The 10864-nt window shown below is 71.8% G+C and carries 8 protein-coding genes and 2 pseudogenes; 1 reads left to right on the forward strand and 9 read right to left on the reverse strand.

Features of this window, described 5'->3' with window-relative positions; translation table 11 throughout:
- Nucleotides 1-8: 8 nt before the first annotated feature.
- The 8 genes and pseudogenes from ACZ5CW_RS13275 to ACZ5CW_RS13310 form a co-directional block, all read right to left on the reverse strand.
- Nucleotides 9-1087, reverse strand: a pseudogene (locus tag ACZ5CW_RS13275) (S1 family peptidase).
- Nucleotides 1088-1446: 359 nt separating this feature from the next.
- Nucleotides 1447-2349 (reverse strand): S1 family peptidase, encoded by a 903-nt coding sequence (locus ACZ5CW_RS13280; protein ID WP_468600582.1) that lies wholly within the window; start codon nt 2347-2349, stop codon nt 1447-1449.
- 223 nt (nt 2350-2572) lie between these two features.
- Nucleotides 2573-3355 carry a DUF1684 domain-containing protein gene (locus tag ACZ5CW_RS13285; protein WP_468600584.1) on the reverse strand — a complete coding sequence of 261 codons (783 nt, stop codon included), beginning with the start codon at nt 3353-3355 and terminating at the stop codon, nt 2573-2575.
- 24 nt (nt 3356-3379) lie between these two features.
- The gene (locus ACZ5CW_RS13290) at nt 3380-4642 is read right to left on the reverse strand and encodes an NtaA/DmoA family FMN-dependent monooxygenase (protein WP_468600586.1); all 1263 of its coding nucleotides are present in this window, start codon (nt 4640-4642) and stop codon (nt 3380-3382) included.
- The gene (locus ACZ5CW_RS13295; protein ID WP_468600588.1) at nt 4639-5718 is read right to left on the reverse strand and encodes an LLM class flavin-dependent oxidoreductase; all 1080 of its coding nucleotides are present in this window, start codon (nt 5716-5718) and stop codon (nt 4639-4641) included. Before ACZ5CW_RS13295 ends, ACZ5CW_RS13290 begins: the two co-directional genes overlap by 4 nt.
- A 44-nt stretch (nt 5719-5762) precedes the next feature.
- On the reverse strand, nt 5763-6524 hold the full coding sequence (locus tag ACZ5CW_RS13300) for an amino acid ABC transporter ATP-binding protein (RefSeq protein ID WP_468600590.1): 762 nt from the start codon (nt 6522-6524) through the stop codon (nt 5763-5765).
- A 35-nt stretch (nt 6525-6559) separates the two neighbouring features.
- On the reverse strand, nt 6560-8317 hold the full coding sequence (locus ACZ5CW_RS13305) for an FAD/NAD(P)-binding protein (protein ID WP_468600592.1): 1758 nt from the start codon (nt 8315-8317) through the stop codon (nt 6560-6562).
- Nucleotides 8314-9171 (reverse strand): amino acid ABC transporter permease, encoded by an 858-nt coding sequence (locus ACZ5CW_RS13310; protein WP_468600594.1) that lies wholly within the window; start codon nt 9169-9171, stop codon nt 8314-8316. Before ACZ5CW_RS13310 ends, ACZ5CW_RS13305 begins: the two co-directional genes overlap by 4 nt.
- A 413-nt stretch (nt 9172-9584) precedes the next feature.
- Between ACZ5CW_RS13310 and ACZ5CW_RS13315 the strand changes: the two genes are divergently transcribed.
- Complete coding sequence (locus ACZ5CW_RS13315; protein WP_468600596.1) at nt 9585-10532, forward strand: ABC transporter substrate-binding protein; 948 nt, start codon at nt 9585-9587, stop codon at nt 10530-10532.
- A 17-nt stretch (nt 10533-10549) separates the two neighbouring features.
- Here the strand turns inward: ACZ5CW_RS13315 and ACZ5CW_RS13320 are convergent.
- Nucleotides 10550-10864: pseudogene (locus tag ACZ5CW_RS13320) on the reverse strand (teichoic acid biosynthesis protein C); the annotation flags it as partial.

Consider the following 10864-nt stretch of genomic DNA (forward strand, 5'->3'; position numbering starts at 1 on the left):
GCCGCGGGTCAGCCGATCCGCGCGCCCGTGACCGACAGGGCCGCGGTGACCGGCTGGAAGAAGGTCTCCCCGCCCGAGGCACAGTCCCCGCTGCCACCGGAGGTCAGCCCGACGGCGCTGCTCCCCGAGAACAGCGAGCCGCCGCTGTCACCGGGCTCGGCGCACACGTCGGTCTGGATCAGGCCGCCGACCGTGCCCTCGGAGTAGTTGACCGTGGCGTTCAGGCCGGTGACCGTGCCGGAGTGCACCTGGGTGGTCGAGCCGCTGCGGGTGACCTTCATCCCGACGGTGGCCTCGGCGGCGCCGGTGATCTTCTGGGCGGATCCGTCGTAGAGGTCGACCTCGCTCGGGTGATCCACCTGGGCCGTGTACTTCACCAGACCGAAGTCGGTCCCCGGGAAGTGGGACTCGGCGTTCTGCCCGATCCGCCCGCCCTCGGCGTCCGACCAGGTGGAGATGGACTCGGTGCAGTGACCGGCGGTCAGGAAGTACGGCTGCCCGTCCTTGACCACGTTGAAGCCGAGCGAGCACCGCCCGCCCCGGTGATCGCGTCGCCGCCCGCGACGAAGGGCTCGAACCGCCCTCGGGACCTCTTGAGTTCGGCCTTGCCGCCGAGCCCGTCGACCACCTTGCCCAGCCGGTCCCATTCCGCGCCGGACACCGTCCTGTCGGCGGTGACGACGACCTTGTTGCCGACCGGGTCGGTCGCCCAGGAGGTACCGGGGATGGTCGCGTCCTTCGTCAGCGCCGAGCGCGCGGCGCGGAGATCGGCGAGGGAGTGGGTGACGATTCTGGCCTTGGCCCCGGCCGCCTCGACGGCCCTCGCGGCGGTCCGGTCGAGCACGTTGACGACGAGGCTCTTCGCCTGGGCGTCGTAGTAGCTGCCCGCCGCGTCGGCGCCGAGGTCGCTGTCGAGACTCGAGGCGAGCTTTCCGGCCGCCAGGGCGGACAGGACCCGCGGTTCCGGAGCGGACTTCGCCGGCTCGCCGGCGTTCGCATTCTGCAAGGTGACACCCGCTGCGACCAGTGCGGCGATGCCGGCGCCGGCCAGGGCGGTCCGCCGCCCGGATATGCGTCGGTGCTTCAACTCGCGTCCTCCTGTGGGGGGTCGGCCGGTCGGGCTGTGGGGACCTGACGGGCCGGAAGGCTGGTTGACGGGCGCCCACTCTTCCGAACCGCGCAGGGAGCACACAAGGTCGACTTCCGGACGCGCGCACAGAACGTCGCACGCCCCCGCCCCGCTCCGGGCGGGGACGGTCCCCCCAGGGAATTCGCACTGCAAACACTACGAGCGAGTAACCCCTCGGCGCTCCGTGGTCGTCACCCCTGGCCGAAAAGGAACCCTCCGAAGACACGGCCGCGCGCGCCGGGCAAGCGGAAGCCCCCGCACGCGGGGTGCGTGCGGGGGCACAGCCGGGTCACCGGACGGAGGAACGTGCCGGTCCGTCAGTAGACGTGGACTCCATAGGCGCTCAGCGCCTCGGTGACCGGCTGGAAGAACGTCGTTCCGCCGGAGGAGCAGTTGCCGCTGCCGCCGGAGGTGAGGCCGTACGCGGTGCTGCCGCCGTACAGCGGGCCGCCGGAGTCACCGGGCTCGGCGCAGACCGTGGTCTGGATCAGGCCGGAGACGATGTCGCCGCCGCCGTAGTTGACCGTCGCGTTGAGCGCGGTGACGCGGCCGCTGTGCGTACCGGTCGTGGAGCCGCGGCGGTAGACGGTCGTGCCCACGGAGGGCGTGGCCGCGCCGGCGATGTCCTGGCTGCCCACGGCGCCCGACTTGGTCACCGAGCTGTTGGTGTAGCGCACGATGCCGTAGTCGTTGCCGGGGAAGCTGGAGCCGGCCGTGGTGCCGAGCGTGGTCGTGTGCGCGGAGTTCGACCACCAGGTGCCCGCGCCGTCGGTGCAGTGACCGGCGGTCAGGAAGTAGTAGTTGCCGCTGGAGTCCTGGACGTTGAAGCCCAGGGAGCAGCGCCAGCTGCTCGCGTAGATGGCGTCGCCGCCGGAGATCAGCTTGTTGAACTTGCCGGGGGTGCGCTTGATGGTGAGCGCGTCCGCGGTGGCGCCGGCCTGCTTCTTGATCTGGGCGATCTCGGCCTTGGACACCGTGCTGTCGACGGTGACGACGACGCGGTTGGTCTTGCCGTCCACCGCCCAGGCCGTGCCGGCGATGTCGGCCTTGAGGACGGAGTCGCTCGCGCGGGTGAGCTGGGCGGCGCTGAACGAGGGGGTGTCGTCGGCGTTCGCGGTGGGGGCGGCGAACGCCGCTGCGGCCAGGAAACCGGTGGCCACGGCGGTCAGCCGGGTCCGTCTGGCGGTGCCGCTGCGGGGAGTGGTGCGCTTGATCCTCACGTTTCGTTCCCTCCATGGGAAGTCGGGGGCCCGCGTGGGGTCGGGGCCGGTGAGGCGCAGCCAGGGACACGGCCGGATGCCGAGCGCGCATGTCCCTGACAAGCACTGGGGGGAGTATTCGGCCGAACGGCCGGTCGGCACAAGAGTGCCTTTCGGCCGTCGGATTTTGAACTACCTCCGTGCGCCCGTCGCGCACTCTCCCCCGAACAGCCGCCCCCTGACGTCAGTTCAGCGCACGCTCCCCCGCGTCGACCGCCACGTCCAGCGTGTTGCCGGGCGGCGGGAAGGGGCAGATGAAGTGGTCGGCGAAGGCGCACGGCGGGAGCTGGGCGCGGTTGAGGTCGACCGTGGTGCGGCCCTCGGCGTCCGGTGCCTCCGGGTGGAGGAAGCGGAACCTGAAGCTGGTGTCGCCGCTGGTGGTGTCGGCGAACACCGCCCACAGCCGCCCGTCGCCCTGCTGCGCGACCTGCAGCGTCAGGTCCTGTCCGGCCAGGGTGAAGGCGAGTTCGCCGGCGAGGGCGAGCCCACGTTCCCGGCCGTCCGCGTTGCCGACCCGGACGGTGCGCGTGTCGCCGTACGGCGTGAAGCGCCCCGGCACCGACCAGCGGGACGCGTACGGGGTGGCCTCGATGCCCCGGAAGGCACGGCGGGCCGCGGACTGGGGGTCGTAGACCCGTACGCCCCAGACGCCCTCACGGACCAGCACGAACAGCCGCTTCTCGCCGAGCGCGACCCGCGAGGCCGCTTCCGGCCCGGGGTCGGCGGCGAGGTGGATCTCTCCGGTGAAAGGGCGGCCGTCCACCGTCAGCCCGTCGGTCTCCCCGGCGGTGAGCACAACCCCCGCATCATCCGCCGCCCATGTACCGGGAATGTCCGGAAGTAGCCCCTCCGGATGGTCCTCGACCCAGTGCGTGGCGGTCAGCGCGAGCGGGCCGTAGGGCGCCGAGACCGTCTCCACGCGCCCTTCGTGCCACTGCTTCCACGCGTCGGGTGCGTCCGTCGTCATGTCGTCGTTTCCTTTCCTGTGCGGTCAGCGTTCCCCCGCCGGGTGCGGCAGCCCGAGATGGGAGCGAAGAGTGGGACCCTGGTATTCCGTGCGGAACGCGCCGCGTTCCTGGAGCAGCGGCACCACCCGGTCCACGAACTCCTCCAGCCCGTCGGCCGTGAGCTGAGGGACGAGGACGAACCCGTCGGCGGCCCCGTCGCGGACATATGTGTGCAGTTCGGCGGCGACCGTCTCGGGAGTGCCGACGAAGGACTGCCGGCCGCTCGCCTCGATCACGGTGTCCCGGCTGGACAACCCCTTCTCCTCCGCCAGCGCCCGCCATCTCCCGACCAGCGCCAGGGTCTCGCCGTCCCTGCCGCGGGGGGCGATCCCGGGGAGCGGGCCGTCGGGGTCGTGGCCGGAGAGGTCCACTCCCCAGAGCCGCTCCAGCGCGTACAGCGCGTACTGGGGGGTGACCCGCTGCCGTCTGATCCCGGCGGCTCGCTCCTGTGCCTCGGCGGCGGTGTCCCCGAGGACGACGGTGACGCCGGGCATGATCTTCAGGTCCTCCGGTGCCCGGCCGTACGCCGCCAGACGCTGTTTGACGTAGGCGTAGCGGAAGCGGGCCGCCGCCGGGGAGCCGTGCCGGGCGAGGAACACGTCGGCCGAGGCCGCGGCCGACTCCCGCGCCTCCTCGGACTCCCCCGCCTGGATCACGACCGGCCGCCCCTGCGGTGAGCGGGGCAGCCCGAACTCGCCCGCGATGTCGAAGTGCCGGCCCTGGTGGGCGAACGGCCGGGGCAGCCCGTCAGCCGTCCAGGAGTCCCACAACCGCCGTGCCACGCCGATGAACTCGTCCGTCCCCGGGGCACGGTCGGCGCGGCCGCCGGGCCGGAAGTTCTCGCCGGTTCGGGGGTCCGGCGAGGCCGCCACCCGCCAGGCCGCCCGGCCCCCGCTGAGATGGTCCAGGGTGGCGATCCTGCGGGCGAGTTCGTAGGGCTCGCCGAAACCGGCGTGCACGGTGGCGGCGAGTCCCAGCCGCGTGGTGACCCCGGCGAGCGCGTTCAGTACGGCGACCGGTTCCGGCCAGCCCACCGGCTCCAGATCGTGGATCCGGCCCCGGTGCTCGGGCAGTCGCAGCCCCTCGTCGAGCAGCAGGAAGTCGAACAGGCCACGCTCGGCGACCCGGGCCAGGCGCTCGAAGGAGGGGAACGCGATCCGCGCGTCCGTGCGCTGATCCGCCCACCCGGTGGTGCCGTCGGTGCCCGGGAAGAGAGCCGCGAGGTGCACCTGCCGTCGTACGGTCATGACGTTCCCCCGGTCACGGCGTACCGGTTGGCCGGCCGGGCCAGGCCCAGGTGGTCGCGCAGGGTGCTGCCCGGGTAGAAGGTGCGGAACAGTCCGCGGTGCTGGAGCAGCGCCACCGTGCCGTTGACCAGCCGCTCCAGATCGCGGCGCGGTTCGACGGGGACGAGGTGGAAGCCGTCGGTGGCGCCGTCGGCGTGCCAGCCGGCCACCAGCTCCGCGAGGTCGACCGGGCCACCCCGGTACAGCGGGCCCTGCGCGGTCGGCCGTGGGCCTCCTCCCCCGTGCCCGGGCTCGGCCGCGTGTTCGCCGTCGCCGAGATCCACCAGCAGGCTCACCAGCACCCGCAGGGAGTCGGGCCGCCGCCCGGACTCACCCGCCAAAGCGCGCAGTTCGTCCCGCACGGTGGCCGCCTGGGCCGGGGTCACGGCGCGGACCAGAGCCACGTCCGCGTACCGGGCGGCGACGGTCCGGGTGTGGGCCTCGGTGGCGTCGACCACACGGACGGGGTGGCCCTGCGGCGGCCGCGGCACGGTCGAGGGGCCGCGGACCGAGAAGGCGGTCCCGGCGAAGCCGGCGCGGTGCAGCCGGTCCCGGTCGAGGAACCGGCCGCTCGCCGGGTCCCGGATCTCGGCGCCGTCCTCCCAGCTGTCCCACAAGCGCGCGGCGGCGTCGGCGACTTCGCCGGCCTCCTGCCACAGCGCCTCGGCCGGGGCCGCGTGCCGGCGGCCGAAGAGCCGGGCCTCCCCCTCGGTGGTGGACACCTCGATGCGCCAGCCCGCCCGGCCTCGGCTGACCCAGTCCAGGGTGGCCACGGCGGCCTGCACCCGGAAGGGCTCGGTGTGCGTGGTGGTCACCGTGGGGACCAGCCCGATCCGCCGGGTCGCGGGCGCCACCCGGGACAGTGCCGCGAGCGCGTCGGGACCGGGCCGGGCGAAGGAGTCGTCCAGCGTCACGAAGTCCAGCGCACCGCGCTCGGCGAGCCGGGCCAGCTCGACGTAGGAACCGGCGTCGAGGGAGCCGGGCTGGTCGACGGCGGCGGCGAGATGCAACAGCCCACGGCCGTACCGCGCGCTCACACCAGCACCTCGGACCGGGCACACCTTGTCTGCACGGCCATCCCTCACAGCACCTTGGAGAGGAACACCCGGGTCCGCTCCTCCCGCGGAGCGCCGAGCACCTCGGCCGGTGGCCCCTGCTCGACGATCCTCCCGTCGGCCATGAAGACCACCGTGTCGGCGACCTCCCGGGCGAACGCGATCTCGTGCGTGACGACGATCATCGTCGTGCCCTGCTCCGCCAGGCCGCGGATGACGTCCAGGACTTCCCCGACCAGCTCGGGATCGAGCGCCGAGGTCGGCTCGTCGAACAGCAGCAGCCGGGGCTCCAGCGCGAGCGCCCGCGCGATGGCCACCCGCTGCTGCTGCCCGCCGGACAGCTGCCGCGGGTAGGCACCGGCCTTGTCGCCGAGCCCGACCCGTTCCAGCAGCCGGTGCGCGCTCTCCACGGCCGCCTTCCGGGGCCGCTTCAGCGCGGACACCGGCGCCTCGACGACGTTGTCCAGGACGGTGAGGTGCGGGAAGAGGTTGAAGTTCTGGAAGACGAACCCGATCCGGGTGCGCTGCCGGAGCACCTCGCGCTCGGGCAGTTCGTACAGCTTGTCCCCGGCGCGCCGGTATCCCATCAGGGCGCCGTCCACGCTGATCTCGCCCCGGTCCACCTTCTCCAGGTGGTTGATGGTGCGCAGCAGTGTGGACTTTCCGGAGCCGGAGGGGCCGAGCACGACGGTGACCTCACCGGCGCGCACCTGGAGGTCGATGCCCTTGAGCACGGCGAGGGAGCCGAAGCTCTTGTGCACGGACCTGATGTCGACCATGACGGTCATGGCATGTATTCCTTTGCGGATTCACGTGGGGGGGCTCAGGCGGCCGCGCGGCCGTCCGGGTCCCGCAGGAAGGTCAGCGCTGTGCGGGCGGTGGCGTCGTTCTGCCGGAACGCGGCCCCGCCGGTTCGCGGGCGGGTGAAGGCGCCGGGCGTACGGGCGTCGGTGTAGGGGCCGAGGGCGAAGCGCCGGGGGTGCGGGCGTCCGGTGCCGTCGAGGATGCGGCCGTCGCGGGGGTCGACCCGGAGCAGCCCTTCGGGGGTCTCGGCGGCGCCGTCGTCGTGCAGCTCGCGCAGCAGGCCGTCGCGGGCCCGTCCGACGGTGGGCTCGGGCAGTCGCGCCTCGACCAGTGCCCGGGCCTCGACGGCGAAGCCCGGCACGGTCGGGCTGGTGGCCCGGAACACCCCGTCCTCGGCGGTGACGGCCATGTCGGCACCCAGGAAACGGAGCAGGCCGGCGCGGGACAGCGCGAGCATCTGCCGCAGCCGGGGGCCGGGCGGCCCCGAGGCCAGATAGCTGAAGAACCCGTGCCACCGGGGGCCGGTGTTCCCGAGCCGCACGAGCTGTCCGTAGACGGAGAGCAGCCCGAGGAAGACCCCGAGATCCGCACTGAACGACGGATCGTGACGGCGGCTCAGGTCGTCCTCGATGTAGCCCCGCAGCCCTTCCTGGAACGCCTCGTGGGAGGGGTGGCGCACGCCGTCGAGCGGGTGGTCGAGCGCGGCGAGGTCGAGACGGTCGGCCGGGTCCGGCACGGCGGCGGCGATCAGCGCCCCGACCTCGGCGGGGCCGCCCGCGGCCGCGTACTTCTCCTCGAAGTCGGTCCAGGCCATCGCCGTGCGTTCCGGGTGGGCGGTGAACAGCCGGTGGTAGTGGGCGAAACCCAGCTCCTTCTCCACCAGGGGCCACACGTCGCGCCGGAAGTCGAAGCCCTCCGGTCTGGCCAGCAGCTCCTCGACCTGGGCGGGTCCGAGGAAGCGGGGCAGCGGGGGCCGGTCGCCGGTCCAGTCGTAGCCGATCTTCGAGTGGTAGGGCACGCCGCGCCGTGAGCCGACGTACAGCACCGGCTCCCGGCCCGAGGGGAGGTAGGTGTCGCCCTCGTGGCGTCCCCCGCGTCCCTCGGTGAGCAGCACCATCAGGTCGACGAAGGCCAGCCCGAAGCCGCGCACGAGGACGGGTTCACCTGGCCGCAGCGCGGACAGATCGCTGTCGGCGGTGAAGTCGGGCGGCAGGTGCAGCAGGTCGTGCTCCCGGGCGTACGCGGCCAACTCGGCCTGCGTGTCGTCGAGGTCGGCGTCCAGGTGGCCGAGCGCGAGGATCACCAGGTCGGCGAGGAGAGGGCGGGGACTGCCCTCCAGCCACACCTGCTGGCGGCCCGCGCGTGGCCCGCTGATCCGCAGGGCACGCCGCGGGTGGTGACGGACGGTGACACCGGGCGGCAGGTCGGCGCGGGCCCGCTCGTACACCCAGCGCAGATAGCGGCCCTGGAGCTGCCGGTCGGCGAAGGTGCGGCCGTCGAGCGCGGCCCACTCGTGCAGGGTGGGGCCCTCACGGACCGGGCCGTCCATCGTCACCGTCTCGTCGGTGAACATGGTGACGTCCTCGGCGTGCGAGTTCATCCACAACAGCGGGGACTGCGCCTCGCGCCAGATCCGTCCGCCGCCCGGCGGATGGGGGTCGACGAGGTGGATGTCGAGGCCCCTACCGGCGTACATCTCGGGCGCGTTGGCGGCGAGGCGTTCGAGGACGCCGGTCCCCCTCGGCCCGGCTCCCACGATCACCAGCTGCGGCCTCATCGGGCGCTCTCCGTGCCGCGCGCGTAGTACTTCTCCACGTAGTACTGGCCGATGCCGAGCACCGAGGTGACGACGGCGTACCAGAGGGTGGCGACCATCAGCAGCGGGATCACCTGATAGGTGCGGTGGTAGATCAACTGGGCGGAGAACAGCAGGTCGTTGACGGCGATGACGCTGACGATCGAGGTGCCCTTGAGGGTGCCGATCAGCATGTTGCCGGCCGGCGGCACGATGGAGCGCATCGCCTGCGGCAGCACGATCCGCCGCCAGCGCCGCCACCGGCTCAGGCCGAGCGCCTGGGCGGCCTCGATCTGTCCGCGGTCCACGGAGAGGATGCCTCCCCGGACGACCTCGGCGGCGTAGGCGGCCTCGTGCAGGGTGAGGCCGACGACGGCGACGGCGACCGGGCTCAGCAGGTTGACCGTCTTCACGCCGAGCACCTCGGGGTACAGCGCCCCGATGTTGAACCAGAGCAGCAGCTGCACCAGGATCGGGATCGACCGGAACAGCCACACGTAGCCCCAGCCGACCGCCCGCAGAACGGGGTTGGCGGACAGCCGGAACGTGGCGAGCAGGGTGCCGAGGGCGAAGCCGAGGACCATCACCACCGCGGTCAGCCACAGCGTGAGCCACAGTCCGCGCAGGATGGAGTCCGAGGTGAAGTGGTCGGCGACGACGCCCCACTGGAACGCCTCGTTGCGCAGGACCGAGTTGACGGCGAACCCGAGCAGGACGAGGACCACGACGGCGGCGGCCCACTGCCCGTACCGGCGCTGCGGCACGATCCGCGGAACGTCCGCGGGCTCGGGTGTCTGCGGTGCGGTGGGGAGTTTGGCGAGGGTGTCGGATGACATGCGAAGGCTCCGTGACGCGTGGAATCGTCAGAACGGGGTGGTGCCTTCACAGGGACGCGCGGCGTGGCGCGGACACGGCCGAGCCCCTCAGCAGGGCCGTGTACCGAGAGTACGCGGGCGTTTCCCCGCGCTGTCAAGGTTGTCCATACTGTGAGCCGTACGTCTCAACTCAGTTGACGCAGAACCGGATGCCTGTTCCACTTGCCCCATGCATCCACAGCAGTGGCTGGTCACCCGCTCCCACATCGACTTCGGTCGCGTGTGGTCCTCTTCCTGTTGAGCTGACCCCCTGCGCACGCCCGCCCTGTTGCGGGCGTACCCGCGTTCTCCCCTTTCTTCCGTCACGCCTTCACACGCGCACCCCTCCCCTCTCGCGCTTCTCACACCCTTCTGCTTCAGGAGATCGCCGCCCGATGCGTACGTCCTTTTATCGCCATTTCACGCCTTTTATTGCCATCACGTCGGCCGCTCTGCTCCTCACCGCCTGCGGTTCCGGCTCCGGTGACTCGGGCGGGACGGACGCCTCCGGTGTGGCGGCCACGTCCGACGAGGTGCCCACCACGGACGTCGTATCCGCCGAGAAGAAGGACGCCGCGGTCGCGAAGCTGCTGCCGGCCGGCACCACGCACCTCACCGTCGCCGTCAGCGTCGGCGGTACTCCGCCCGGCACCACCTACCTCTCCGACGGCAAGACCCTGACCGGTCAGGACGTCGACTTCACCAAGGCGGTCGCGGGCGTCCTCGGTGTCCGGCTGAAGGTGGAACAGGCGGGCTTCGAGGCGATCCTGCCGGCCCTGGACAGCGGGAAGTACGACTTCGGCGCGAGCAACTTCGGCGTCACCGAGGAACGCCGCAAGACCATCGACTTCGTCACCTACGTCAACGACGGCCAGGGCTTCGCCACCCGCAAGGACAGCAAGCTGTCCAAGGTCACCGATCTGTTGCAGCTGTGCGGCCTGAACGTCGCGACCGGCGCCGGTACGACCTTCGAGGCCACGCTGGAGGACAACAAGCACGTGTGCACCGACGCGGGCAAGAAGGCGTACGCGGTGCAGACGTACTCCGAGCCCAGCGCGGTCTGGTCCTCGGTCCAGCAGGGCCGCAGTGACGTCGTGATGTCCACGATCAACGGCCTGCGTTACGCCGTCGCCCACCAGCCGGGCCTGAAGTTCCTCAACGAGTTCCACCGCCTGGACGTCGGCTTCGCCTTCAAGAAGGGCACCGGACTGGCCCCGGCCTTCCAGGCGGCGGTGAACAAGCTGATCGCCGACGGCACGTACGACAAGATCCTCCAGAAGTGGGGCACGAAGGGCTCGGCGATCGCCGAGTCCCGGATCTCACCGCCGGAACTGAAGGACTGATACCGCTCGCCGGGCCGTCAGACGAGGAGGTCCTTGTAGTAGAAGCTGGCCTTCTTGTCGGTCTGGCTGAGGGATTCCTCGGATCCGAGGCCGATGTGGAGGCGGGCGACGGTGGGGGTGCTCATGTCGGGGATCTGGATGGCCAGGCCCTCGGGTTCGCGGTAGAAGAGGCTCTCGCCGGCCTTGCTCAGCCGCCGTTCGTAGACGGTGCCGGTGTTCCAGTCGATGGAGGTGACATAGGTGTTGCTGGTGCTGGTCCGGTTGCCGTTCGCGTCGTAGGTGTAGGCGGTGCCGTCCAGGGTGTACAGGTACTGGCCCATGGAGGTGTACCC

Source organism: Streptomyces sp. NPDC031379 (genome assembly GCF_055569615.1).

Bases quoted from the DNA above. Each gene is read 5' to 3' on its own strand.
- ACZ5CW_RS13285 (WP_468600584.1), bottom strand. From the start codon at position 3,355: ATGACGACGGACGCACCCGACGCGTGGAAGCAGTGGCACGAAGGGCGC.
- ACZ5CW_RS13290 (WP_468600586.1), bottom strand. From the start codon at position 4,642: ATGACCGTACGACGGCAGGTGCACCTCGCGGCTCTCTTCCCGGGCACC.
- ACZ5CW_RS13300 (WP_468600590.1), bottom strand. From the start codon at position 6,524: ATGACCGTCATGGTCGACATCAGGTCCGTGCACAAGAGCTTCGGCTCC.
- ACZ5CW_RS13305 (WP_468600592.1), bottom strand. From the start codon at position 8,317: ATGAGGCCGCAGCTGGTGATCGTGGGAGCCGGGCCGAGGGGGACCGGC.
- ACZ5CW_RS13310 (WP_468600594.1), bottom strand. From the start codon at position 9,171: ATGTCATCCGACACCCTCGCCAAACTCCCCACCGCACCGCAGACACCC.
- ACZ5CW_RS13315 (WP_468600596.1), top strand. From the start codon at position 9,585: ATGCGTACGTCCTTTTATCGCCATTTCACGCCTTTTATTGCCATCACG.